This is a genomic window from Parviterribacter kavangonensis (assembly GCF_056863335.1).
The window spans coordinates 67,183-90,063 of the sequence record NZ_JBXPJA010000002.1 but is presented as its reverse complement, the minus strand read 5'-3'; the positions used below and the strand labels follow the sequence as shown (position 1 = coordinate 90,063).

The window sequence follows — 22,881 nt, the reverse complement described above, 5'->3', positions numbered from 1 at the left end:
GCCGAACACCCGATGGGCATTGGAGATGTGCCGAGGAAGAAGTTCGACCGGCCGGTCGAAAGTCAGGTCGCGACGCCGTGGATGAGCGCGTCGGCCATGTGCTCGCCGAGCTCGCGCGGCGACAGCGCGCCGCGTGGGTCGAACCACTTGTAGACCCAGTTCGCCGCGCCCAGGATCGTGCTGACGTAGATGCGCGGCGTCGTCTTCAGGCGCAGGTCGCCGGCCTCCACCCCGCGCCGGACGATCCCGATGATCGCGTCCTCGTACTCGCGCCGGACGGTGATGAGCCGCGCGTGCAGCCGCGGCGGCAGTTCCGCCTCCTCTTCGAAGAAGACGTTGAGCAGCGCCTTGTTGTCGCACGTGTAGACGACGCGGTCGACGATCACCTCGCGCAGCGCCTCGAGCGCCCCGATCTGCTGATCGGCGATGCGGCGCACGGCGATGACGTTCTCGCGCAGCACCTCCTCGTACAGCTCGGTGAGGACGTCCTCCTTGCTGCGGACGTAGTGGTACAGCGAGGCCTTGCCCATGCCCGCCTCCGCGGCGATGTCCTGCATCGACGCCGCGCGGTAGCCCTTCGCGGAGAACACGCGCAGCGCCGCTTCCTGGACCGCGCGGCGGCGGGCTTCCTGTCGCAGCGCGACCGACTCCTTCATCGGCGAGCGATCTTACGTCGCTGCGGCCACGGGCTCCGCCGGCGCCGGCGCGTGCCGCTTCGCGAACCCGAACAGCTCGGCCGCGACCTTGCGCATCTGGACCTCCTCGGCGCCCTCGGTGATCCGGTAGCGCCGGTGGTGGCGGTAGATGAACTCGTACGGCAGGTGGCGCGTGTAGCCGAGGCCGCCGTGCACCTGCATCGCGCGGTCGGCCGCCTCGCACGCCAGCCGGTTCGCGCGGAAGTTCGCCATGGACACGAGGTGGGTGACCTCGAGCTGGCTGTGGCGGTCGAGCTCCCACGCCGTGCGGCGCACGAGCCCGCGCACGAGCTCGGCGTCCGTGTGCAGCTCGGTCAGCGGCCACTGGATCGCCTGGTTGACGGCGAGCGGCTTGCCCCACGTGGTGCGCTCGCGCGCGTACGCGACCGCGCCGTCGATGCAGAACTGCGCCGCGCCGACGCTGGCGGCGGCCTGGCGGATGCGGCTCTCGTGGACGAAGCGCTGCGCGACCGCGAGCCCCTCGCCCACCTCGCCGAGCACCGCGCCGGCCGGCACGCGCACGTCGCGGATGCGCACCTCTGCGTGGTCGGTCGGCATGTTCAGCGTGAACCAGAAGAACTCGACGTCGAGGCCGGGCGTCGAGGTCGGCACGAGGAACGCGGTGATCCCCTGCGCCTCGCCGGGCGCGCCGGACGTGCGCGCGAAGACGAGGTCGTGCGTGGCGCTGTGCATCCAGCTGTTGAAGCGCTTGGCGCCGTTGATGACCCAGTCCGATCCGTCGCGCCGCGCGTGCGTCTCCATGTGCGTCGCGTCGGAGCCGTGGTTCGGCTCGGTGAGGCCGAACGCGATCCGCACGTCGCCGGTGATCTCGGCCTCCAGCAGCTCCGCCCGCTGCTCGGGCGTCGCGAAGACGTCGAGCAGCTCGGCGACCATGAGGTTGCCGACGACGGAGAACTCGCACTGCAGGTCGTTGTGGAGGCCGACGCCGCGGTGCGCGAGGTGCTCGCGGATGAGCGCGATCTCGAGGTTCGACGCGCCGGCGCCGCCGCACTCCTCGGGCAGCGCGAGCCGCCAGAACCCGGCGGCGTCCGCCCGGCGGCGCGCCTCCGCCAGCAGCTCCTCGTAGTCGGCCGCCGGGATCCCGCCGCGCTCCATGTCGGTGCGGGCGAACTCGCGCCGGTGGTCGAAGAAGCGGGCGTTGTCGCCCTCCTGCTCGAGCGGGACGATCTGCTCGTCGATGAAGCGGTCGATCGACGCGATGCGATCGGTGATCGACGCGGGGATCGAGAGGTCCACCGCTCAGCGCTCCGACGTCGCGGCCTGGCGCGACAGCTTCGGCACGACGTGCTCGCGGCCGAACTTGTCGTACCAGTCGATCGCATCGGCGTCGGTGACCGCGCCGCGGGCGATGCCCTTCGACGTGCCCTGCAGGACCTGCTTGAGCGGGATCTCGAGCTTCTTGCCCGTCAAGGTCCGCGGGACCGCGGGCGCCTCGACGACCTCGTCGGGCAGGTGGCGCGGCGAGAGGCCGCTGCGGATCGCCTGGCGGATGCGCTCGCGCACGTCGTCCATCGACGCGCCCTCCTCGAGCACCACGAAGAGCGGCATGTAGTAGCCGCCGTCGGGCAGCTCGATGCCGATCACGAGGCTGTCGGCGACGCCGGGCAGCGGGTCGACGATCGCGTAGATGTCGCCCGAGCCCATCCGCACGCCGGCCTTGTTCAGCGTCGCGTCGGAGCGGCCGCTGATGATCGCGCTGCCGCGCTCGGTGAACTCGACCCAGTCGCCGTGCGTCCACACGCCGGGGAAGCGGGCGAAGTACGCGTCGCGGAAGCGCGAGCCGTCCTCGTCGCCCCAGAAGAAGACGGGCATCGACGGCATCGGCTCGCGGATGACGAGCTCGCCCACCTCGCCGACGACGGGGCGGCCCTGCTCGTCGAACGCCTCGGCCCGGACGCCGAGGCACGCGTGCGACAGCTCGCCCCGGTAGACGGGCAGCCACGGCGAGCCGGAGATGATCGACCCGCAGATGTCGGTGCCGCCGGAGCTCGAGTCGAGCCGGACGTCGGGCTTCACGTGGTCGTAGACCCAGCCCCACGTGCTGAACGGCAGCGGCGACCCGGTGGAGATGACGCCGCGCAGGCTCGAGAGGTCGAGGTCTCGGCCGGGCTCGGCGCCGGCCTTCTCGCACGCCGTGAGGTACGCGGCGCCGCTGCCCATCACGTTCGCCCGGGTCGCGGCGACGACGCGCCAGCTGCCCATGACGTCGGGGAACCCGGGGCTGCCGTCGTAGAGCACCGGCACGGCACCGCCGAGCAGGCAGCCCATGAGCCAGTTCCACACCATCCAGCTCGTCGAGCAGAAGAAGTAGACGCGGTCGCCGGGGTGGACGCCCGACCCGAGCGCGACGGCCTTTAGGTGCTCGAGCACGATGCCGCCGTGGGACTGCACGATCCCCTTCGGCGTGCCGGTCGTGCCCGACGAGAAGAGGATCCACAGCGGCGCGTCGAACGGCAGCTGCTCGTACTCGGGGGCGCGCGGCTCGGCGACGGTCGAGGCCCACGGGATCGTGTCCTCGACCGGCTCGAGCTCCTCGAGCACCGGGACGAGGATCGTCGCCTCGATCGTCGGCAGCTGATCGCGCAGCGTGGCCAGCTCGTCGCGGCGGTCGTAGCGCTTGCCGCCGAAGCGGTAGCCGTTGGCCGCGATGAGCACCTTCGGGCCCGCCTGGGCGAAGCGCTCGAGCACGGTCTGCGTGCCGAAGTCCGGCGCCACCGACGTCCAGATCGCGCCGATCGCCGCGGTGGCGAGCAGGCCGACGAGCGCCTCGGGCACGTTCGGCAGGAACGCCGCGACGCGGTCGCCGCGCTGCACGCCGAGGTCGCGGAGCGCCTGCGCGAGCGCGCCGACCTGCCCCTCCAGCTCGTCGGCGCCGATCCCCACCGGGTCGCTGCCCTCGGCGACGAAGATCGCCGCCGGTTGATCGCGCGCCGCGCGGCGCAGCATCTCGTGCGCGTAGTTGAGCTCGGCGCCCTCGAACCAGCGCGCGCCCGGCATGACGCGCTCGGGCAGCACGACCTCGGCGTCCTTCGTGCCGACGTCGTAGTGGTCCCAGATGGCGCCCCAGAACTCCTCGAGCTCGTCGACCGACCACCGCCACAGCGACTCGTAGTCGTCGAAGCTGCGGCCGCGATGCTCGCGCAGCCAAGCGGTGAACGTGCCGAGCGGGGAGCGCTCTCGCTCCTCCGCCGTGGGCTGCCACAGGACGGCGCCCTGCTCCGCGCCTTCGCTCATCTGCCTCGTCCTCGTCGGGGGATGTGCCCGAACGTAGTTCGACCTCCGGAACCGGTCAAACGGCGCGGCTGTGAGGACCACAGACGGCGGGCTCCCGCTCCGGGCGCCCGACCCGCGATGATCGCGACTCGATGGAAGGCCTCGCCGAGCAGGCGCGCCGCGTCCTCGGCGCCACCGCGGTCACCGAGCCGGAGCCGCTGCCCGGCGGCGCGTCGCGCGGCCTGTGGGGGTTCGACGCCACGACGCCCGGCGGGACCGTGCCGCTCGTGCTGCTGAGAACGCACGGCACCGCGGCCCGCGAGCTGCGGGCGCTGCGGGCGGCGCACGCGGCCGGCGTCCCGGTGGCCGAGCCGCTCTGGAGCGACGGCGAGGGGCTCGTCCTGCGGCGCATGCCCGGCGAGGCGATCGCACGGCGGATCCTGCGCGACGACCGGTACGCGCGCGCACGCACGCGCCTGCTCGGCCAGCTTGCCGCTGCCGCCGCGGCGATCCACCGGCTCGACCCCGGCGACGTCGCGCCCGGCTGGGGCGCCGAGGCGGAGCTCGACGCCCTCGAGGCCGAGCTGCACCGCTACGACGAGCCGCACCCGGCGCTCGAGCTGGGGCTGCGCTGGCTGCGCACGCACCTCCCGGAGCCGGCCTCGGCGCCGTCGATCGTGCACGGCGACTTCCGGCTCGGCAACGTGCTCGTCGACGAGGACGGGCTCACGGCCGTGCTCGACTGGGAGCTCGTGCACACCGGCGACCCGGCCGAGGACCTCGGCTGGCTGTGCGTGCGGTCGTGGCGGTTCGGCGCCGACGACAAGCCCGCCGCCGGCCTGGGCAGCCGGCGCGAGCTGCTCGCCGCCTACGAGGCCGCGGGCGGCCAGCGCATCGGCCCCGAGCGGCTGCGGTTCTGGGAGACGCTCGGCAACCTGCGCTGGGGCGTGCTGTGCCTGCGCCAGGCCGACCGGCACCTGTCGGGCGACGTGCGCTCGCTCGAGCTGGCGGCGATCGGGCGACGCACGTGCGAGGCCGAGTGGGACCTGCTGGCGATGATCCCGTGACCCACGACCGCCCCGACGCCCACGAGCTGCTGCGCGAGGTCGAGCACCTCCTGCGCGAGCGCGTCATGCCGGCGCTGCCGGCCGAGGACCGCTTCCTCGTCCGCGTCGCGGCGAACGTCTGCGGCATCGTCGCCAGGGAGGTCGAGGCGTACGCGCCGGACCGGAGCGAGGAGCGAGAGCTGGCCGCCCGGATCCGGTCGGGCGCGTGCGACGACCGGCTGCTCGAGCTGGCGGCGGTGCTGCGCGAGGACGTCCGCGCGAAGGTCCGCGTCGCCCACCCGGGCTGGGACGCAGTTGCCGACGACGGCCGCGAGCCCGGTTGAAGCCCGCGGCCGCCGCCCCCCGCGGCTGGGTCGCTAGCGGATGGTCCAGCCGCCGTCGACGGCCAGCGTCTGGCCGGTGACGTACGAGCTGCCGCTGCCCGCGAGGAAGAGGACCGCCGTGTCGATCTCGTGCTCGAAGCCCATGCGACCGATCGGCGTGTTGGCTGCGATGTAGCCCATCGCGTCCTCGCTCGTCTGCGCGTGCGAGGTCATCTCGGTCGGGAAGTAGCCCGGCGCGATGGCGTTGACGCGGACGCCGCGCGGCGCCCACTGCGCGCCGAGCTCCCGCGTGAGGTTGATGATGCCGCCCTTGCTCGAGCAGTAGCCCGCGCACGTGAACGGCGTGCCGGCGACGAGGCCGAGGATCGACGCGATGTTCACGATCGAGCCGCCTCGGTGCTCGAACATGCTGCGCGCCGCGCGCTGGCAGAGGTGGAACGTCGCGACGAGGTTCGTCTCGACGGTGTCGCGGAAGTGCTGCAGGTCCTGCTCCTCCGACGGGGCGACGTCGAGCGCGCCCGCGTTGTTGACGAGCAGGTCGACCCCGCCGAACGCCTCGATCGCGCGGTCCATCAGCGCGTCGCGGTCGCGCTCGTCGCTGACGTCGCAGCGCACCGCGATGGCGCGCTCGCCGAGCTCGTTGCACAAGTCGTCGAGCAGGCTCTCGCGCCGGGCCGCGACGGCGACCTCGGCGCCCGCTGCATGCAGGACGCGGGCGATGCGCTTGCCGATGCCGGCGGAAGCGCCGGTGACGACCGCGCGCCGGCCGTCGAGCCGGAACCCGTTCAGCACGTCCTCTGCCGCCAGTGGCGACTCGCCGCACTGGACCAGCGTCGGCAGGGTGGTGTCGGACATCCCTTCTCTCTCCTCCGTAAGGGTGGTTCAGCTCAGCTGCCGGGCCCGTTCCCAGGGCAGCGTCGATCCGTCCTGCCAGCTGTCGGGCAGGATCCCCATGGCGCCGTTGAACCGCTGCCAGCCCATGAAGAAGGCGATCTGCATCCCGAGGTCGAGGATCTGCTCGTCGGTGAAGTGCTCGCGCAGCGCGTCGAACTCGTCCTGGTCGAAGCCGAGGTGGTCGTCGCCGCTGAGGCGGTCGGCGAAGCGCAGCGCCGCCTTCGTCGCCTCGTCGAAGTCCGCGCGCTCGTAGTCGAAGAGGTCCTGGAGGACCTTGTCGCGGCGCTCCTGATCCGCGCGATCGGAGTGCTTCGGCTCGACCGCGCTGCAGTGCAGGCACTCGGTGTTGAACGCGAGGCGCTGGCGGACGGTCTCGAAGAGCTCCGGGTCGATGCTCGAGCCGCCGCCGTACGTGTAGCCGATCCACGCCCAGACGGCGTCCATCAGGCCGGGGCGACGCGCGAGCGTCAGGAACATGTTGTCGTCCTCGTAGGCGTGGGCGTACCACCGCTCGAGGCGCTTGCGCTGCGCGTCGTCGAGGTCGTCGCGGTCGGCTTTCGGCAGGAAGCCGCGGGTGTTCACCAAGGAGGGCCTCCGGGTCGTCGTCGAGTGAACTGAGTTCACTCTACCGGCGCCCGTGGACCCGGTCAACCGGACCGGAGCGAGGTCTATGGTGAGACGCACATGGCCACCGTCAGGACCGCCGCCGACCCCGCTCCGTCGCGCAGCGAGATCAGCCGCGGCAAGCTGCTGCGGGCCGGCGCCGAGGAGCTGGCCGAGCGCCACGGCGCGCTCGAGGTCGACTCGGTCGCGAAGCGCGCCGGGATGTCCGTCGGGCTGATCTACCGCCAGTTCGGCAACCGCGCCGGGCTCATCGCGGCGGTGATGGACGACTTCTACGGGCGCTACCGGGCCGAGGTGCTCGGCATCAACCCGGCGCCCGGCGGGACGTGGGCCGAGCGCGAGCGCCGGCGCACCGCGATCGGCGTCGCGTGGCACTACAACGAGCCGCTGGCGCGCGTCGCGATGTGGGACCTGCACCTCGACGCCGAGGTGGCCGTCCACGAGGCGCGCCAGCTCGACGAGATGATCCATATGTGCGCGGGCCTCGTCGCGCTCGGTCAGAAGCGCGGCGAGCTGCCGACCGACCGCGACCCGGAGCTGTGCGGCGCGATGATCATCGGCGGGATGCGGCGCGTCCTCGCGAACGCGCTGGCCCGCTCGCGGCGCCCGAGCCAGAAGCGGCTTGCGCACGACCTCTGGCTCTTCATAGCGGGCGCCGCGGGGACCGACCCGAACGCCCCCTGACGCTCAGATCGCGGGGAGCGGGCAGGCGACGGTCTCGAGCTGCAGGACGGCGAGCATCCGGCCGAAGCCGATGTACTGGCCCGCCATCATCATGAGCTCGAGGATCTCGCCATCGTCGAAGTGCTCGCGCAGGCGGGCGATGTGCGTGTCGTCGATGTTGTGGTGGTCGATCGCGAGCATCTCGGCGAACGCCACCGCCGCCTTCTCGGCGGGCGAGAACGCGGTCGAGCCGGTGTAGCCGTCGATCGCGAGCGCCTCCTGCTCCTCGACCGTGTCGGCGGCGAGCCGCGCGGCCTTGCAGGTCTGGCAGCCGTTGAGCGTGGCGATGCGAAGACGGACGAGCTCCTTCAGGCGCGGCGACAGGCGCGCGACGGGCGCGGCCTGCTCCGTGTTCGTGTGCCACGGGTAGTAGAAGCCCGTCAGGTACTGCTCGAGCAGGTCGGGGTTCGCGGCGAAGACGCGTGCGACGTGCCGGGTCGACCAGTCGGCCTCGGCGGCCCCCTCGTGGAGGTCGGTCAGGAAGTCGGGCAGGGCCTCGGGCTCGGCGAGCGGCAGACGTGACACGGCAGTGCTCCTTCCATCGATGTGGCGTCGACGGACGCTAGGCACACGACGCGGTGCAACGAACCGGCGCGAAGCGCTTCCTCTGTGACTCCCACAGCGCCTCAGGCGCGCGTCCTCCGGGCGCAGGTCCGGTAGACGCGGGTCTGCACGAAGCGCTTGCCGCTCTTCGTCCGGCCGGAGACTCGGACGACGTACCGGCCCGCCCTCTTGCCGCGCAGGTCGACGCGCGCGGTCAGGCGGCCGCCGCGGCGCTTGGTCCTCACGCGCTTGCCGGCCACCTTCACGGTCGCCTTCTTCACGCGCTTGGGCAGGTGGATCGTGAACGCGCGCTTGGACCCGCACGCCTTCGCGCTCACCGGCAGCTGCAGCGCCCCGGGACACTCGGCGCCGCGCCCGACGACGCCCTGCAGCGGCAGGTCGCGCGAGTTGGCGCCGACGCCGATCCGGTAGCAGCCGGCTGCGACGCGCCAGCCGGACCCGGCCCAGTACGAGAACGCGCGGTCGTCGAGCGTGAACGTCACGCGCTTGCGCTGCCCCGGCGTCAGCTTGACCTTCTCGAAGCCCTTGAGCTGGAACGGCGGCTGGACGGTCTTGTCGTCGGGCTCGGGCATCCCCACGTACAGCTGCGGGACCGCCGATCCGGTCCGCGCGCCGGTGTTCTCGACGACAGCGCTGACGACGACCTTCGAGGCGTCCCTCGACGGCTCGAGCCGCAGGCCGGAGAAGCCGAACGTCGTGTACGCCAGGCCGAAGCCGAACGGGAACGCGACGTCCTTGCGCTTCTCGTCGAACCAGCGGTAGCCGATGAGGACGTCCTCCTTGTAGCGGACGGTCTCGCCGACGCCGGGGTACGCCTCGGGATCGCCGGCGACGGGCTCGTCCGCCTCCGCCACCGGGAACGTGCCGGGCAGGCGCCCGCCGGGCTCCGCCTCGCCGAGCAGCACCCGCGCGATCGCGGTGCCGCCGTTCTGGCCGGGGAACCACGCCTCGACGAGCGAGCGGACCCTGCCGCGCCACGGCGTGAGCGTCGGCCCGCCGCTCTGCAGCACGACCACGGTGTTCGGCTGGGCGGCCGCGACCGCCTCGATGAGCGCGTCGCGATCGACGCCGTCGGTCTGGCCGCAGTTGAGGCCCATGCACGGCTTGTCGGAGCCCTCGGTCATCTTGTCGCCGACGACGACGACGGCGACGTCGGCGCCCTTCGCCGCCTCGACGGCCGCGGCGGTGTCGCTGCCGTCGGCGAAGACGACCCTGTCCTTCCCGAGCGCCGCCTCGAACGCGTCCTTCGGCGTCGTGAGCTTGAACTCGTCGATCGCCGACGACCCTCCGCCGTCCTTGATCGCGTTGGCCTCCGGGCCGATGAGCGCGAGCTTGCCGATCTCGGCCTTGCTCAGCGGCAGCAGCTTCGGGTCGTCGTTCTTCAGCAGCACGATGCCGTTCGTCTCGATGTCGGCGGCCGCGGCGTCATGCGCCGCCTGGTCGATCGACTTGGTGTCGTCCTCGTACGCGTCGCGGTCGAAGAAGCCGAACGCGAAGAGCGTGCGCAGCTGGCGGCGGATGTGCTCGTCGAGCGTGTCCGTCGAGACCTGGTTGCTCGCGAGCGCGGCGTTCACCAGCGGCGGCTGGTAGGCGAGCGCGGGCCAGATGTCGAGGTCGAGGCCGTTGTTGAGCGAGTTGATCGTGCTCTTCGCCGCGCCGTAGTCGGTGAGCACGAAGCCCTTGAACTGCCAGTCGCCCTTGAGGACGTCCTCGAGCAGGTGGCTGTTCTCGCAGGCGTACTGGCCGTTGACGCGCGGATACGCGCACATGACCGACCCGGCGCCGCCCTCCTTGATCGTCGCCTCGAACTGCGGCAGGTAGATCTCGCGCAGCGCGCGCTCGCTGACGATCGCGTTGACCGCGAGGCGGTTGCCCTCCCCCGCGGTGCCGAGCGGGCCCGGCGGCTGCACCGGCGCCGGCGAGCCCTCCTGGTTGTTGACCGCGAAGTGCTTCGCGTTCGCGATGACGCCGACCGACTGCACGCCACGCGCCCAGCCGGCGGCGATCTTGCCGGCGAGGAACGGGTCCTCGCCGAAGTACTCGAACGTGCGCCCGTTGAGCGGCGTGCGCATCATGTTCATCGCCGGCGCGTAGACGACGTCGTTGCCCTTGCGCTTGACCTCGTCGCCGACGACCTCGGCGTGGCGGAACGCGAGCATCGGGTCGAACGACGCGGCGAGCGACATCGGCGACGGCATGCCGGTCGCCTTGCCCTGCCGCGTCCCGACCGGGCCGTCGCTGAAGTAGATCGGCGGCAGGCCGACGCGCTCGACGCCGTTGCTCGTCCCGGTGTGCGTGCCCTCGCGGCCGGCGACGCCGGTCAGCTCGTCGCCCGCCAGCAGCGAGACCTTCTCGTCCTGCGTCAGCGTCTTGAGCAGCAGCTCGGCGCGCGCGTCGGGCGACAGCGCGGTGTCGCACCATGGGCGGGCGGCGACGTCGCCACAGCGGCCGGCGGCATGCGCGCTCGTGCCGGGGACGAGCACGGCGAGGACGACGAGAAGCGCCGGAAGCAGGCGCGGGCGGGACGGCATGACGGGAACGGGACCCCCGGGTCGGTGGACGCACCCGGAGTCTGGAGATCGGCCGCCGCCGCCGTCGAAGTTCGCCCGCGCCCGACCCGCGCGCGGGTAGTGTCCGTCCATGGAGCACGTCCACTCGCAGCACGTCGCCGCGACGCCCGACCAGGTCTTCGCCGCCCTGCGCGATCCGAAGAGCCTCGCCCAGTTCGTGCCGCAGCTGACCAAGGTCGACGCGCACGGCGACAAGGTCGAGGTCGAGGCGCGGTACGGCGGCCACACCCAGCACGGCGAGGCGTCGTTCACCACCGACGAGGCCAACCGCAAGATCGAGTGGGGCACCGACAGCGGCTACAAGGGGTGGCTGCAGGTCGAGCCCGACGACGACGGCGGCGCGATGCTCACCCTCGGCCTGCACACCACGCACGTCGACCACGCCGACCACGACGTCGCGGGGACGCTCGACGCGATGCGGCGGCTCGTCGAGGCCGAGGTCTAGCCGAGCGCGAACGTCGCGACGACCTCGCCGTCCGCGACGACCCAGCGGCCGGCGCCGTCGGCGAGCACGTCGACCGTGCCCGCCCCGGTCGCGCTGCGGTGCTCGACCTCGGCGTCGAGCGGCGTCGCCGCGTCGTGGTCGGTGAGCTCCTCCTCGAGCACGGACCAGTACGCCGCGTTGTTGACGTGCCGGGCGGGATCTAGGTCCGACGCGCGGAACGTGAACGGCCGCCGCGCCGCGCCGTCCGGCGGCGCCGCGGGGTGGTGGAGCTTCGTCCGCGACCTGCGCCCGGCGGCCGACGGCGCGTAGAGGTCGAGGAAGCGCTCGTCCAGCGGCGCGGGCCGCTGCGTCGCCGGGTCGACCGCGATCCACTGCGCGACCGCCTCGACGTGCGCGCCGCGGGCGCCGCGCAGCGACGTGCGCCGCTCGGCGACCGCCCTGCCGAGCCCCGAGCACCACGTCGTCAGCTCGAGCGTCTCGCCGAAGAGAGGGAACCGCTCGGCGCGCAGGCGCAGGCGCCGCACGAACCAAGGCGCGGGCTGCGGCCACCCCGCGTCGACGAGGTCCCAGTACGCCGCGTCCTGCAGCCAGCGCGCGATCGCGTCGAGCCGCACCCGGCCGTTCGGCGCGGCCGCGTCGACGCCCGCCCGCACCGGCTCCGCGTAGGCGCGGCCGACGCCGGGCCACTCGGCGAGGTCGGTGAAGGGCACCGCCCGATCGTAGGGACGGGTGGTTCCTCCAACACCGCCCGGGCTCGGCGCGGAGACCGCGTGCGGCCCGGGAGAAGATCGCGCGATGTCCGAGCTCGCGCATCGCACCGTCCACGCCAACGGCATCCGGCTGCACTACGTGGAGGCCGGGCCCGAGGACGGCCCCTGCGTGATCCTGTGCCACGGCTTCCCGGAGAGCTGGTACTCCTGGCGCCACCAGCTCAAGGCGTTCTCGGAGGCGGGCTACCACGTGGTCGCGCCCGACTTGCGCGGGTTCGGCCGGTCCTCGAAGCCGCTGGACCGCACGAAGTACACGCAGCCGAAGCTCGTCGGCGACATGGTCGGCCTGCTCGCCTCGATGCCGCACGACACGGCGACGATCATCGGCCACGACTGGGGCTCGCCGGTCGCGTGGAACGCGGCGCTGCTGCGGCCCGACCTCTTCACGTCGGTGGCCAGCCTCAGCGTCCCGTACTACGGCGCGCGCACGACGTTCACCGGCGACCACACGATCCTGCCGAGCGTCTCGATGGACCGCGAGACCGGCGAGGCCTTCCACTACCAGCTCTACTTCAACCAGGTCGGCCGGGCCGAAGCCGACATCGAGGAGGACCTCCGCCGCTGGCTCACCGGCTTCTTCTTCTCGCTGTCCGGCGACGCGCCGCCCGAGGAGGTCACGCTCGGCGAGCTCGCCCGCAACGACCGGCTCGACGAGGCGTTCGCGTTCCCGAAGGGCGACTTCCCGTCGTGGATGACCCCGGAGGACCTCGACCACTACGTCGGCGAGTTCGAGCGCTCGGGCTTCGCGGCGGCGCTCAACTACTACCGCGCCGCGGACGCGACCTGGGAGGAGATGCGCGCCTTCGTCGGCGCGAAGATCACCGTCCCCGCGTGCTTCGTCGCCGGCGAGGGCGACGTCGTGATCGTCGCCAACCCCGAGATCTACGAGAACTTCCCGAACGAGGTGCCGGACCTGCGGACGAACCTCCTCCTGCCGGAGTGCGGGCATTGGACCCAGCAGGAGCGCCCGGACGAGGTCAACGAGGCGCTGCTCGCCTTCCTGCGGGACGTCGCCCCCGTGTAGCGCCGGATCGTGGGTTCCGACAACGCGTGCACGCGGCGGCCGCGACGCGCGCGGCGCGGAGTGGCAGCGTGAGCGCCCCGACCGAAGGAGGCAGCTGCATGTACAAGCTCTACGCGCTGTGGTCCGCGCCCAAGCCCGAGGACGAGCAGGCGTTCGAGGACCACTACCTCAACGTGCACGTCCCGCTCGCGTCGAAGGCGCCGAACCTCGAGCGCATCGTCCTGACGAAGACCGGCGGCGACTCGTTCGAGGGCACCGAGGCGCCTTTCTTCCGCATCGCGGAGATGGTCTTCCCGAGCCACGAGGCGCTGCACGAGGCCGAGCAGTCCGAGGAGTGGGCGGCCACCCGCGCGGACGCCGGCGGGATGATCGAGCGCTTCGGCGTGACGCTCGACGTCGCCATGGGCGACGAGGTCGTCGGCGAGATCCCCGCCCGGTCGTAGCCGGCCGATGGCGATCCTCGTCACGGGCGGGTCGAGCGGGCTCGGGCGGGCGATCGCCGAGCGCTTCGCGACGCCGGGCAACGACGTCTTCGTCAACTACCACGCCAACGACGACGCGGCGCAGGAGGCCGCCGCGGCGATCGAGGCGGGCGGCGCGAACGCGCATCTGCTGAAGGTCGACATCACCTCGGCCGACGGCACGCGGGAGCTGATCGAGCAGGTCCGGCAGCACACGGACCGCCTTGACCAGCTGGTGCACGCGGCGGCCAAGACGGTGCAGGGTCCGCTGCTCGAGGCCGACCCGAACGAGCTCGAGGACGCGATCCGGCTGAACGGCACCACGCTCGTGCACCTCGTGCGCGAGGCGCTGCCGCTCATGGGCGAGGGCAGCACGGTGTTCTTCCTGACGAGCCGCGGGGCCCGGCGGGTCATCCCCGGCTACGGCTCGCTCGGCTCGGCGAAGGCGCTGTCGGAGCACCTCGTCCGGTACCTCGCGGTCGAGGTCGCCAAGAAGGGCATCCGCGTCAACTCGGTGGGCCCCGGCGCGGTCGACACGACCGCGCTGCGCGCGATGTTCCCGAACGGCGTGTGGAAGGAGCGGCTCGAGGCGGCCGCCAAGGCGAACCCGACCGGCCGCGGCGTCGAGCTGTCGGACGCGGCCGACGTCGTCGAGGCGCTGTCAAAGCCCGCGTTCTCGATGGTCACCGGCCAGAACATCTCGGTCGACGGCGGGATCTCGCTGCTGTGAGCGTCGCGCCGGCCGCCGATCGCGTTTGCCTCGACCCCGTCCGGGAGACGAAGCCGGCGGCCGAGCGCGACGCCGCGTCGCTCGAGCAGCTCAAGGTGCAGCTCGCGCGCACGTACGAGCGGATCCCGTTCTACCGCCGCCACTGGGACGCCGCGGGCTTCCATCCCGATCAGGTCCGCACGTGGGACGACTTCACGCGCCGCTGCCCTGTGATCACGAAGAAGATGCTCGTCGCCGACCAGGAGGAGCATCCGCCCTACGGCAGCTACCTCGGCATCGACCCGCACGACGTCGCGCGGGTGCACTCGTCGAGCGGGACGTCGGGCATCCCCACCGTCTACGGAGTGGGGCGCGAGGACTGGGAGCGCGCGGCCGACGTGTTCGCGCTGACGCAGTGGGCGATGGGCGTGCGGCCCGACGACCTCGTCCAGTTCGCGTTCCCGTTCAGCCTCTTCTTCGGCGGCTGGGGCGTGCTCTACGGCGCGGAGAAGCTCGGCGCGAGCTGCTTCCCCATCGGCGCCAACGACACGAAGCGCCACGTCGAGCTGCTGTTCCGGCTCGGCAGCACGGTGCTCGAGGCAACGCCCTCGTACGTGCTGCACATGGCGGAGGTCGCGCGGTCGCTCGGCTACGACCCGGCGGCTTCGCCGCTGAAGCGCGTCGTCGTCGGCGGCGAGGCGGGCGGCTCGATCCCGTCGACGCGGCGCAAGCTCCTGGAGGCGTGGGGCCTCGAGACGGTGTGCGACTCGGGCTCGACGTCGGAGATGTTCCCGTTCTGCACGAACACCGAGTGCACCGAGATGACCGGCCCGCACCTGTGGAACGACGAGGTGTGGACGGAGGTCGTCAGCGGCGACGACCTCAACGCGCCGATCCCGGAGGGCGACCGCGGCGCGATCATCTACACGCACCTGCACCGCACCTCCCAGCCGATGATCCGCTTCGCGCCGGGCGACGCCGCGATCATGACCTCCGAGCCCTGCCCGTGCGGGCGCACGTACCCGCGGCTGGCCGAGGGGATCCTGGGACGGCTCGACGACATGCTCGTCGTCCGCGGCGTCAACGTGTACCCGTCCGCGATCGAGCACGCGCTGCGCGAGATCCCCGGGCTGGGCCTCGAGTTCCGCGTCTTCGTCGACCGCCGCGGCGAGATGGACGAGGTGCTCGTCAGCGCGGAGCTGCTCGACGACGCGGTGCCGGACGACGAGCGCGAGGCGATCCGGGCGCGCGCCGCGGAAGCGGTCAGGTACCACTGCCAGGTCCGCCTCGGCGTCGAGCTGGTCGCGCCGGAGACGTACGAGCGCGCGACGCTGAAGGCCAAGCGCGTGGTGGACCGGCGCCTGCCGGCCGCTGATGGCTGAGCCGCTCCCCGATCCGCGCCCCCGCGTCGTCGCGACCGGCGACGGCGAGCACGCGGTCGCCGGCGTGCGCTGCACCGCCTGCCGGTATCCGGTCGCGACGCAGCGGCCGCGTTGCCCCGTGTGCGGGGGCGCGGTGGAGCCGGCGACGTTCGGGCCGGGCGGGACGGTGTGGAGCGCGACGAGCGTGCGCGTGCCGGTCCCGGGCCGCGAGCCGCCCTACGGCCTGGCCTACGTCGACCTCGACGACGGCCCGCGCGTGCTCGTCCACACGGGCGGCGACGCGCCACTGCCGGTCGGCTCGCGGGTCCGCGTGGCGGCTCTCGACGACGGCGGCGACGTGGCGGTGCGGGCGGCATGAGCGGCGGCGCGGCGGTCTACGGCGTCGGCACCTCGCGGTTCGCCAAGCAGCGCGACCGCACGTCGGCCGAGCTCGTGTGGGACGCGGTGCTCGAGGCGTTCCGCGACGCGGAGGTCGAGCACGTCGACGCGGTCTACGTCGGCACGGTGTTCGGCGCGCCCGGCGTCGCGCAGCGGGTGCTGCACACGCTCGGCGTGACGGGCGTGCCGGTCGTGACCGTCGAGAACGCGTGCGCGAGCGGGACGACCGCGCTGCACGAGGCGCGCGCCGCCGTGCTCGCGGGGCGCTACGAGACCGTGCTCGCGCTCGGCGTCGAGCACATGACGAGCGCGTTCGGCGGCGCGATCCATCCCGAGGCGACCGACGCCGAGGGGCGATCCGGCATGGCGCTGCCGAGCCTGTACGCGATGTCCGCCGCGCGGTACCTGCATGACGGCCTCGTGACCGAGCGCCAGCTCGCGCTCGTGTCGGTGAAGAACCACCGGCACGCGCTGGCGAACGACCGCGCGCAGTACAGCGGCGAGCACACGGTCGACGAGGTGCTGGCGTCGCGGATGATCGCCGACCCGCTGACGCTGCTGCAGTGCTGCCCGATCTCCGACGCGGCCGCGGCGGCGGTCGTCGGCCGCGAGCGCGGCGGCGCCCGCGACGTCCCGATCCGCGGGTCGCAGCTGTCTTCGGGCGCGCTGTGGGACCACCGCAGCGACCACGTGTGGGGCTTCGACCTCGTGCGCGACGTCGCGCGCGCGGCGTACGAGGAGGCCGGCCTCGGGATCGAGGACGCCGACCTCGTCGAGGTGCACGACGCGTTCACGATCGGCGAGGTCGTCACGACCGAGGCGCTCGGGATGGCGGACGTCGGCGGCGGGGGCGAGCTCGTCGAGTCGGGCCGCACGGCGCTCGGCGGCGCGCAGCCGGTGAACCCGTCGGGCGGACTGCTGTCGCGCGGTCACCCGCTCGGCGCGACGGGCCTCGCGCAGGTCGCCGAGGCGGTGTGGCAGCTGCGCGGCTACGCCGGCGGCCGGCAGGTCGAGGGCGCGCGCGTCGCGGTCGTCGAGACGATGGGCGGCGGCGTCTCGGGGATCGACGGCAACGGCGCCGTCGTGGCGGTGCTCGGCGGATGATCGCGTCGGACCCCGACCTGCTGTCGCCCGAGACGCTCGCCGACCCGTACCCGGTGCTCGCGGAGCTGCGCGAGCACGCGCCGGTGCACTGGAGCGAGCGCTACCGCGCGTGGCTGCTGACGAGCTTCGAGGACTGCGACGCCGCGCACCGCGACCCGCGCTTCTCGTCCGATCGCGTCGCGCCGGTGCTCGCGCGGCTGGAGGCGAGCGGCGGGCCGGAGCCGCTCATCCGCACGCTGCGCGTGCTCGTCGGCTGGATGGTGTTCAAGGACGGCCCCGAGCACCGGCGGCTGCGCGGCCTCATCAACCGGGCCTTCACCCCGCGCGCAGTCGCGCGCCTGCGCGGGGCGGTCGAGCGGACGACCGACGAGCTGCTCGACGGCGTCCGCGGGACCGGGAAGGCGGACCTCGTCGCCGACCTCGCGTTCCCCCTGCCGGCGATCGTCATCGCCGAGCTGCTCGGCGTGCCGCCGTCGGACCGCGACCGCTTCAAGGCGTGGTCGGAGGACGTCGCGTCGCTCGTGTTCGGCGCCGTCGACGACGAGTCGCGCCACGAGCGCGCGCAGGCCGGAATGGCGGAGCTCGTCGACTACTTCGAGGGGCTCATCGACCACGCCGAGCGGACGGATGGCGACGATCTGCTCACGCACCTCGTGAGCGTGCGCACGCCGGATGGCGACGCGCTGACGCGCGACGAGCTGATCGCGATGTGCACGCTGCTGCTGTTCGGCGGGCACGAGACGACGACGAACCTGCTCTCGAGCGGCATCCTCGCGCTGCTGCGCCACCCCGATCAGGCCGCGCTGCTGGCCGCCGATCCGGACGCCGTCATCCGGCCGGCGGTCGAGGAGCTCATGCGCTTCGACGGGCCCGCGCGCATCAGCGCGCGCGTCATGGCGGCCGACGCCGAGCTGCGCGGCCAGCGGCTGCGCGCGGGCGATCGCGCGTACCTCGTGCTCGCCGCCGCCAACCGCGACCCCGCCAAGTTCGACGACCCCGACGAGCTCGTGCTGACGCGGTCGCCGAACCCGCACATCGGGTTCGGGATCGGGACGCACTACTGCCTCGGCGCGCCGCTCGCCCGTCTGGAAGGGGCGATCGTGTTCCCCCGGGTCCTGGACCAGCTGCGGGACCTGCGTCTCGTCGACGGCGAGGAGCTGCGGTGGAAGCCGACGCTGCTGTCGCGATCGCTCGCCGCGCTCCCGGTTGCGTTCGCATCTACCGCATAGACTGCGTCGGCCGCACGGATGGCGGCACGTCCCACACCGAGAGCCGGAGAGGTCCCGCTTCCATGTCCCTGCCCGTGCGTGCGCTCACGCTCCTCGCATCGCTCATCGCGCTGTGCGCGCTCGTCGCCGCGCCGGCCTCCGCGAGCCGCATCGGCAAGGAGCAGCGCCTCGACGCGCCGGCCTCGGCGTTCAAGCGCGCGGCCGTCGACATCCCGGTCCGCGACCCCGCGCCGCCGCCCGGCGCGCAGGTGCTGACCTACAAGTTCGGCCCGATGAAGATCCGGCCGGGGCAGAACCTCATCGACATCGACGTGCAGCAGGAGCGGCCGAACGTCGACGGCTGGATCGTCGGCTTCCGGCCCGGCCTGGTCGACGCGAAGACCGGCAAGAACCCGCCAGTCTCGGAGGTCCACCTGCACCACGCGGTGTGGCTCGTCGACTTCAAGCCGGTCTTCGCGGCGGGCGAGGAGAAGACGAACTTCAACGCCCCGGACGGCTACGGCTGGCGCTACACGACCAAGCAGACCTGGGTCATCAACCACATGATCCACGACCTCGTCGGCCAGTCGCACGACGTCGTGTTGACGTACACGCTGTGGTTCATCCCGGACACGGCGCCCGAGGCCGCGAACATCCACGAGATCGACACGCAGTGGATGGACGTGCAGGGCATCAAGCCGTACCCGGTGTTCAACGCGATCAAGGGCAGCGGCGGCGCCGACCGGCGGTTCACGTACCCCGACGAGGCGAAGAACCCGTACCCGGACCGCCCGAACCGGCCGCGCAACCAGTGGGTCGCCGACCGTGACGCGACGCTCGTCTCGACCGCTGGCCACCTGCACCCGGGCGGGCTGTGGACCGACCTGAACATCACGCGCGACGGCAAGACCGTGCGCGTGTTCCGGTCGCGCGCGAACTACTACGAGCCGAGCGGCGCGGTGTCGTGGGACGTCGCCATGAGCGCCACCAGTCCGAACTGGCGGGTGCGCATCAAGAAGGGCGACGTGCTCAGCACGAACGCGACGTACGACACGACGAAGGCGTCGTGGTACGAGGTCATGGGGATCATGGTCGTCGGCATCACGAAGGGCGACGAGGGCGGCGTCGACCCGTTCACCGGCCAGGTCGACCAGACCGACTACCTCACGCACGGCCGGCTGCCGGAGAACAAGGACCCGGCCGGCACGCGCAGGGTGAACGCCGCCTACGCGAACTCGATCCGCCTGCGTCCGGGGCCGTTCCTGTCGCGCGTGACGATCCGCAACTTCGTCTACTCCCAGGGCGACCTGACGATGCCCGGCAAGCGCGGCCTGCCGCCGCAGGTCGTGCAGGGCAGGAGCCTGACGTTCGTCAACGCCGACCAGCCGCTGACGATCCGGTTCCACACGGTCACCGCCTGCGCGGCGCCGTGCAACCGCGGCAGCGGCATCTCGTTCCCGCTGGCGAACGGGCGCGGCCTCTTCGACTCGGGCGAGCTCGGCTACGGCCCGACCGCGAACCTCGGCGGTTTCTACCCCGACGCCGACAACGGCATCCCGATGACCGCGGTCGTCGACAAGCCGGCGCCGGACGCGAAGTGCGGGCCGAAGAAGGGCCTCATGGGAGCGATCCGCGCCGGCTGCGTTGGTTCGGCGACCTGGAAGACCCCGAAGAACCTGAACCCCGGCACGTACACGTACTTCTGCCGGGTCCACCCCTTCATGCGCGGGTCGTTCAAGGTCGTGCCGCGCAAGAAGGTCAAGGCGTAGGCGACGGCTGCCCTGTAGCCGGGGAGAGACTTCCCCAACGCAACGCACCGGAACCTGAGAGCGTCGCCGATCACGCGATCCGGTCGTCTCCAGCCCCCAGATAGGAGACGGCAGGACGCATCGCTCGGTTCTCGTCCCCTGTCGAGACCGGGCCGCAGCGGTGGGACTCAGGCGGCGGCGCGTAACAGCGCCGCCGTCGCCGCGGCGGTCAGCACGACCACGAGGAACGGCGCGCGGCGCCAGACGAGGATCGCCGCGACGAGCAGCGCCGGCACGCGGGCGTCGAGCACGATCCGCTGGCCGGTGCCGACGGTCTGCGTGAGGATGAGCGCGGCGAGCAGCGGCACCGCGGCGAGGTCGAGCACCCGGCGCACGCCGGGGCCGAGCTCGCGCCCGCCGATCAGCAGCGGGCCGACCGCCTTGAGCCCGTACGAGATCGCGCACAGCGCCAGCAGCGGCGTCCAGCTCATGCGCGCACGCCCCGCGCGACGAGGACGCCCGGCACGATGCCGGCCAGCGCCGCGATCACCGGGACGCCCGCAGGAGCGAACGGCAGCAGCGCGACGGCGAGCGCTCCGCCGGCGATCGCCGCCACCGGCGCGCCGCGGCGCCGCAGCTGCGGGGCGAGGAGCGCCAGGAACGCCGCCGGGAACATCGCGTCGAGGCCGAGCGCCCGCGGATCGCCGAGGCCGCCGCCGAGCAGCGCGCCCGCGAGCGTGCCGGCGTTCCAGCCGATCCAGACGCTGACTCCGGTGGCGAGGAACGCGCCGCGCGCGGCGGCCGGGTGGTCCTCTGCCCGCGCCATCGCGGTGCTCTCGTCGATGACCAGGTGCGACGCGACCGCGCGGTCGCGCAGCCGGCCCGGCAGGATGGGGACGAGCGAGAGCCCGTACGCGGCGTTGCGCAGCGCGAGCATCACCGCCGGCCCCATCGCCGCGACCGCGCCGCCGCCGCCCGCCAGCACGCCAATGAACGCGAACTGCGACGCGCCGGTGAAGACGAGCATGGACATCACGCACGCCTGCGCGGGGCTGAGCCCCGCAGCGACCGCGAGGACGCCGAACGACACCCCGTAGACGCCGACCGCGATGCCGATCCCGGCGGCGCTGCTCAGCGTCCGGCTCGGGAGGGTGACGGCGGCGGTGGCCATGGCTGGCGAGCCTAGGCGGTCGACCGCGGCATGTTCGTGCAACGTGCTCGGCTGAACGCCGCCGAAGCGGCATGATGTGCCGGTGGAAGCCCTCGACCGCGCAATTCTCCGCCAGCTGCAGGAGCACGGGCGCCTCTCGAACGTCGAGCTGGCCGAGCGCGTGCGCCTCTCGCCTTCGTCCTGCCTGCGCCGCGTCCGCGCGCTCGAGCGGGCCGGCGTGATCCGCGGGTACCACGCCGACATCGACCCCGGCCGCGTCGGGCGCGGGTTCGAGGTGACGGTGCACGTCGAGCTCACGCTCAAGGACCGCGCGACCGTCGAGGCGTTCGAGGACACGGTCGCCGGTTTCGACGAGGTGCTCGAGTGCCGCCGGATGTTCGGCTTGCCCGACTACGTGATCCTCGTCGCCGTCGCCGACCAGGCCGCGTACGAGGCCTTCTACATGAACAAGCTCGCCGAGCTCCCCGGCCTCGCGCGCGTCAACTCCCAGTTCACGATGAAGGTGGTCAAGAGCGGCGGCACGCTCGTGTGACGCGCGGGTGACAACCGGTCCCCGGTGTGGGAGGGTCGCCGAATGCGCAAGATCTCCCTCCTGCTCGCGGCCATCGCCGTCCTCGCCGCGACCGCGGTCCCCGCCTCCGCGGCCAAGCCTCAGCTCGGCACGTCGTGGAGCGGCGGCAACGGCCGCGGCCTTCCGATGGGCTTCACGCTGAACAAGAAGGGCAAGGCAACCGCGGCGTACACCGGCTACACGTGCAAGGGCAAGAGCGGGATCGGCAGCGCCTCGTCGAGCAAGCCGTCCGGCACGCTGACCGCCGACAACAAGCTCACGATCGTCTTCAGGTCGAAGGGCCTGACCGTGACGATGAAGGTCAGCTTCCCGACGAGGAAGTCGGCGAAGGGCACGATCACCTTCAAGAGCTCGACCTGCAAGGCGCCGAAGCTCACCTTCACCGCGAAACCGGGCGTCGAGTCGTAACCGCGGCCAGGCCTTCTCGGTCGCCGCGCGCTCGGACGTCGCGATGAACGGTACGTTCGGCGCCCCCATGATCACCTTCGACGATGAGCTCCGGCGGTCGTTGCGTGCCAATCTCGAGCGGCACGAACGGCGTGAGCACGCGCTCGACGGCCGGCGCCACGCGGCCGTCGCGATCGCGCTCGTCGACAGCGATGCCGAGCGCCACGACGGCGATCCGATCGTCGCCGAGCAGATCGACATGTCCGTCGTCCCCGGCGACGTGCGCGACTCGCGGGGACGGCGGCTGGACGGGCGGATGCTCGGCGTCGCCGGCGGCGCCGCGTTCCTGCTCTGCCGCCGCGCCTCGCGGATGAGCCGCCACGCCGGCCAGTGGGCGCTGCCAGGCGGGCGCGTCGACCCCGGCGAGACCGCCCTCGATGCCGCGCTGCGCGAGCTCGACGAGGAGCTCGGCCTGCGCCTCGGCCCCGACAGCGTCGTCGGCTGGCTCGACGACTACCCGACGCGCTCCGGCTACGTCATCACGCCGGTCGTCGTCTGGGCCGGCGCCGACCCCGGCCTCCACCCCGCTCCCGACGAGGTCCTCGCCGTCTACCGGATCGGCCTCCACGCGCTCCGCGACGCCGAGGCGCGCTTCATCGACATCCCCGAGAGCGACCGCCCCGTCCTCCAGATCCCGCTCGGCAACGACCTCATCCACGCCCCGACCGGCGCGGTGCTCTACCAGCTTCGCCAGGTCGGCCTGCTGGGCAACGCCGGCGAGCGCGTCGACCACCTCGAGCAGCCGGTGTTCGCCTGGCGCTAGAGGCCG

Annotated in this window: 25 protein-coding genes; 15 read left to right on the top strand and 10 right to left on the bottom strand. The window is 72.7% G+C overall.

Features of this window, described 5'->3' with window-relative positions:
* Positions 1–62: 62 nt before the first annotated feature.
* Genes AC1UE4_RS16170 through AC1UE4_RS16160 form a run of 3 tightly spaced genes read right to left on the bottom strand, consistent with a single transcriptional unit; the run spans position 63 to position 3,950 of the window.
* Positions 63–656 carry a TetR/AcrR family transcriptional regulator gene (locus tag AC1UE4_RS16170; RefSeq protein WP_482918335.1) on the bottom strand — a complete coding sequence of 198 codons (594 nt, stop codon included), beginning with the start codon at positions 654–656 and terminating at the stop codon, positions 63–65.
* 12 nt (positions 657–668) lie between these two features.
* Positions 669–1,952, bottom strand: coding sequence for an acyl-CoA dehydrogenase family protein (locus AC1UE4_RS16165; RefSeq protein WP_482918334.1), 1,284 nt, complete (start codon positions 1,950–1,952; stop codon positions 669–671).
* 3 nt (positions 1,953–1,955) lie between these two features.
* Positions 1,956–3,950, bottom strand: a complete 1,995-nt coding sequence (locus AC1UE4_RS16160; RefSeq protein ID WP_482918333.1) for an acetoacetate--CoA ligase — start codon at positions 3,948–3,950, stop codon at positions 1,956–1,958.
* 131 nt (positions 3,951–4,081) lie between these two features.
* On the opposite strand from AC1UE4_RS16160, the gene AC1UE4_RS16155 reads away from it, so the two are divergent.
* Together AC1UE4_RS16155 and AC1UE4_RS16150 are read left to right on the top strand one after the other, a co-directional pair.
* Entirely contained in the window at positions 4,082–4,996 is a 915-nt protein-coding gene (locus AC1UE4_RS16155; RefSeq protein ID WP_482918332.1) for a phosphotransferase family protein, read from the top strand.
* Positions 4,993–5,319, top strand: a complete 327-nt coding sequence (locus AC1UE4_RS16150) for a DUF6285 domain-containing protein (protein ID WP_482918331.1) — start codon at positions 4,993–4,995, stop codon at positions 5,317–5,319. Before AC1UE4_RS16155 ends, AC1UE4_RS16150 begins: the two co-directional genes overlap by 4 nt.
* A 33-nt stretch (positions 5,320–5,352) precedes the next feature.
* Here AC1UE4_RS16150 and AC1UE4_RS16145 read toward each other — a convergent pair whose 3' ends face one another.
* Together AC1UE4_RS16145 and AC1UE4_RS16140 are read right to left on the bottom strand one after the other, a co-directional pair.
* Complete coding sequence (locus AC1UE4_RS16145; protein WP_482918330.1) at positions 5,353–6,174, bottom strand: SDR family NAD(P)-dependent oxidoreductase; 822 nt, start codon at positions 6,172–6,174, stop codon at positions 5,353–5,355.
* Between the two features lie 27 nt (positions 6,175–6,201).
* Positions 6,202–6,795: a carboxymuconolactone decarboxylase family protein gene (locus tag AC1UE4_RS16140; RefSeq protein WP_482918329.1), complete on the bottom strand. Its 594-nt coding sequence runs from the start codon at positions 6,793–6,795 to the stop codon at positions 6,202–6,204.
* A 102-nt stretch (positions 6,796–6,897) separates the two neighbouring features.
* Here AC1UE4_RS16140 and AC1UE4_RS16135 point away from each other — a divergent pair, with 102 nt between their 5' ends.
* Positions 6,898–7,521 carry a TetR/AcrR family transcriptional regulator gene (locus tag AC1UE4_RS16135; protein ID WP_482918328.1) on the top strand — a complete coding sequence of 208 codons (624 nt, stop codon included), beginning with the start codon at positions 6,898–6,900 and terminating at the stop codon, positions 7,519–7,521.
* A gap of 3 nt (positions 7,522–7,524) precedes the next feature.
* Here the strand turns inward: AC1UE4_RS16135 and AC1UE4_RS16130 are convergent, their stop codons facing one another.
* Positions 7,525–8,085, bottom strand: a complete 561-nt coding sequence (locus AC1UE4_RS16130; protein ID WP_482918327.1) for a carboxymuconolactone decarboxylase family protein — start codon at positions 8,083–8,085, stop codon at positions 7,525–7,527.
* A 101-nt stretch (positions 8,086–8,186) separates the two neighbouring features.
* On the bottom strand, positions 8,187–10,655 hold the full coding sequence (locus AC1UE4_RS16125) for a beta-glucosidase family protein (protein ID WP_482918326.1): 2,469 nt from the start codon (positions 10,653–10,655) through the stop codon (positions 8,187–8,189).
* Between the two features lie 109 nt (positions 10,656–10,764).
* Here AC1UE4_RS16125 and AC1UE4_RS16120 point away from each other — a divergent pair, with 109 nt between their 5' ends.
* Positions 10,765–11,139 (top strand): SRPBCC family protein, encoded by a 375-nt coding sequence (locus AC1UE4_RS16120; protein WP_482918325.1) that lies wholly within the window; start codon positions 10,765–10,767, stop codon positions 11,137–11,139.
* Here AC1UE4_RS16120 and AC1UE4_RS16115 read toward each other — a convergent pair.
* Positions 11,136–11,849, bottom strand: a complete 714-nt coding sequence (locus tag AC1UE4_RS16115) for an acyl-[acyl-carrier-protein] thioesterase (RefSeq protein ID WP_482918324.1) — start codon at positions 11,847–11,849, stop codon at positions 11,136–11,138. The genes AC1UE4_RS16120 and AC1UE4_RS16115 overlap by 4 nt on opposite strands.
* Before the next feature lie 85 nt (positions 11,850–11,934).
* Here AC1UE4_RS16115 and AC1UE4_RS16110 point away from each other — a divergent pair, with 85 nt between their 5' ends.
* From AC1UE4_RS16110 to AC1UE4_RS16075, 8 genes are all read left to right on the top strand, one after another.
* Complete coding sequence (locus AC1UE4_RS16110; protein WP_482918323.1) at positions 11,935–12,933, top strand: alpha/beta fold hydrolase; 999 nt, start codon at positions 11,935–11,937, stop codon at positions 12,931–12,933.
* Positions 12,934–13,031: 98 nt separating this feature from the next.
* The gene (locus AC1UE4_RS16105; RefSeq protein ID WP_482918322.1) at positions 13,032–13,376 is read left to right on the top strand and encodes an EthD family reductase; all 345 of its coding nucleotides are present in this window, start codon (positions 13,032–13,034) and stop codon (positions 13,374–13,376) included.
* 7 nt (positions 13,377–13,383) lie between these two features.
* Complete coding sequence (locus tag AC1UE4_RS16100; protein WP_482918321.1) at positions 13,384–14,124, top strand: SDR family oxidoreductase; 741 nt, start codon at positions 13,384–13,386, stop codon at positions 14,122–14,124.
* Positions 14,121–15,485 carry a phenylacetate--CoA ligase family protein gene (locus tag AC1UE4_RS16095; protein WP_482918320.1) on the top strand — a complete coding sequence of 455 codons (1,365 nt, stop codon included), beginning with the start codon at positions 14,121–14,123 and terminating at the stop codon, positions 15,483–15,485. The genes AC1UE4_RS16100 and AC1UE4_RS16095 overlap by 4 nt, the downstream gene beginning before the upstream one ends.
* On the top strand, positions 15,478–15,843 hold the full coding sequence (locus tag AC1UE4_RS16090; protein ID WP_482918319.1) for a Zn-ribbon domain-containing OB-fold protein: 366 nt from the start codon (positions 15,478–15,480) through the stop codon (positions 15,841–15,843). Before AC1UE4_RS16095 ends, AC1UE4_RS16090 begins: the two co-directional genes overlap by 8 nt.
* Positions 15,840–16,967 (top strand): thiolase family protein, encoded by a 1,128-nt coding sequence (locus AC1UE4_RS16085; protein ID WP_482918318.1) that lies wholly within the window; start codon positions 15,840–15,842, stop codon positions 16,965–16,967. The genes AC1UE4_RS16090 and AC1UE4_RS16085 overlap by 4 nt, the downstream gene beginning before the upstream one ends.
* A complete protein-coding gene (locus AC1UE4_RS16080) occupies positions 16,964–18,196 on the top strand; it encodes a cytochrome P450 (protein WP_482918317.1) in 1,233 nt (410 codons plus the stop codon). The genes AC1UE4_RS16085 and AC1UE4_RS16080 overlap by 4 nt, the downstream gene beginning before the upstream one ends.
* A 62-nt stretch (positions 18,197–18,258) precedes the next feature.
* Complete coding sequence (locus AC1UE4_RS16075; protein WP_482918316.1) at positions 18,259–19,944, top strand: cupredoxin domain-containing protein; 1,686 nt, start codon at positions 18,259–18,261, stop codon at positions 19,942–19,944.
* 167 nt (positions 19,945–20,111) lie between these two features.
* Here the strand turns inward: AC1UE4_RS16075 and AC1UE4_RS16070 are convergent, their stop codons facing one another.
* Positions 20,112–20,414 (bottom strand): AzlD domain-containing protein, encoded by a 303-nt coding sequence (locus AC1UE4_RS16070; protein ID WP_482918315.1) that lies wholly within the window; start codon positions 20,412–20,414, stop codon positions 20,112–20,114.
* Positions 20,411–21,094: an AzlC family ABC transporter permease gene (locus AC1UE4_RS16065; protein WP_482918314.1), complete on the bottom strand. Its 684-nt coding sequence runs from the start codon at positions 21,092–21,094 to the stop codon at positions 20,411–20,413. Before AC1UE4_RS16065 ends, AC1UE4_RS16070 begins: the two co-directional genes overlap by 4 nt.
* A gap of 82 nt (positions 21,095–21,176) precedes the next feature.
* Between AC1UE4_RS16065 and AC1UE4_RS16060 the strand changes: the two genes are divergently transcribed.
* The 3 genes from AC1UE4_RS16060 to AC1UE4_RS16050 all read left to right on the top strand — a co-directional run bounded on the left by AC1UE4_RS16060 (position 21,177) and on the right by AC1UE4_RS16050 (position 22,875).
* Entirely contained in the window at positions 21,177–21,626 is a 450-nt protein-coding gene (locus AC1UE4_RS16060) for an Lrp/AsnC family transcriptional regulator (protein WP_482918313.1), read from the top strand.
* Positions 21,627–21,668: 42 nt separating this feature from the next.
* Positions 21,669–22,073, top strand: a complete 405-nt coding sequence (locus AC1UE4_RS16055; RefSeq protein ID WP_482918312.1) for a hypothetical protein — start codon at positions 21,669–21,671, stop codon at positions 22,071–22,073.
* 67 nt (positions 22,074–22,140) lie between these two features.
* Positions 22,141–22,875, top strand: coding sequence for an NUDIX hydrolase (locus AC1UE4_RS16050; protein ID WP_482918311.1), 735 nt, complete (start codon positions 22,141–22,143; stop codon positions 22,873–22,875).
* Positions 22,876–22,881: the final 6 nt, after the last annotated feature.

Bases quoted from the DNA above. Each gene is read 5' to 3' on its own strand.
- AC1UE4_RS16105 (WP_482918322.1), top strand. From the start codon at position 13,032: ATGTACAAGCTCTACGCGCTGTGGTCCGCGCCCAAGCCCGAGGACGAG.
- AC1UE4_RS16135 (WP_482918328.1), top strand. From the start codon at position 6,898: ATGGCCACCGTCAGGACCGCCGCCGACCCCGCTCCGTCGCGCAGCGAG.
- AC1UE4_RS16050 (WP_482918311.1), top strand. From the start codon at position 22,141: ATGATCACCTTCGACGATGAGCTCCGGCGGTCGTTGCGTGCCAATCTC.
- AC1UE4_RS16170 (WP_482918335.1), bottom strand. From the start codon at position 656: ATGAAGGAGTCGGTCGCGCTGCGACAGGAAGCCCGCCGCCGCGCGGTC.
- AC1UE4_RS16065 (WP_482918314.1), bottom strand. From the start codon at position 21,094: ATGGCCACCGCCGCCGTCACCCTCCCGAGCCGGACGCTGAGCAGCGCC.
- AC1UE4_RS16090 (WP_482918319.1), top strand. From the start codon at position 15,478: ATGGCTGAGCCGCTCCCCGATCCGCGCCCCCGCGTCGTCGCGACCGGC.
- AC1UE4_RS16155 (WP_482918332.1), top strand. From the start codon at position 4,082: ATGGAAGGCCTCGCCGAGCAGGCGCGCCGCGTCCTCGGCGCCACCGCG.
- AC1UE4_RS16055 (WP_482918312.1), top strand. From the start codon at position 21,669: ATGCGCAAGATCTCCCTCCTGCTCGCGGCCATCGCCGTCCTCGCCGCG.
- AC1UE4_RS16110 (WP_482918323.1), top strand. From the start codon at position 11,935: ATGTCCGAGCTCGCGCATCGCACCGTCCACGCCAACGGCATCCGGCTG.
- AC1UE4_RS16120 (WP_482918325.1), top strand. From the start codon at position 10,765: ATGGAGCACGTCCACTCGCAGCACGTCGCCGCGACGCCCGACCAGGTC.
- AC1UE4_RS16145 (WP_482918330.1), bottom strand. From the start codon at position 6,174: ATGTCCGACACCACCCTGCCGACGCTGGTCCAGTGCGGCGAGTCGCCA.
- AC1UE4_RS16085 (WP_482918318.1), top strand. From the start codon at position 15,840: ATGAGCGGCGGCGCGGCGGTCTACGGCGTCGGCACCTCGCGGTTCGCC.
- AC1UE4_RS16080 (WP_482918317.1), top strand. From the start codon at position 16,964: ATGATCGCGTCGGACCCCGACCTGCTGTCGCCCGAGACGCTCGCCGAC.
- AC1UE4_RS16100 (WP_482918321.1), top strand. From the start codon at position 13,384: ATGGCGATCCTCGTCACGGGCGGGTCGAGCGGGCTCGGGCGGGCGATC.
- AC1UE4_RS16070 (WP_482918315.1), bottom strand. From the start codon at position 20,414: ATGAGCTGGACGCCGCTGCTGGCGCTGTGCGCGATCTCGTACGGGCTC.
- AC1UE4_RS16075 (WP_482918316.1), top strand. From the start codon at position 18,259: ATGTCCCTGCCCGTGCGTGCGCTCACGCTCCTCGCATCGCTCATCGCG.
- AC1UE4_RS16125 (WP_482918326.1), bottom strand. From the start codon at position 10,655: ATGCCGTCCCGCCCGCGCCTGCTTCCGGCGCTTCTCGTCGTCCTCGCC.
- AC1UE4_RS16160 (WP_482918333.1), bottom strand. From the start codon at position 3,950: ATGAGCGAAGGCGCGGAGCAGGGCGCCGTCCTGTGGCAGCCCACGGCG.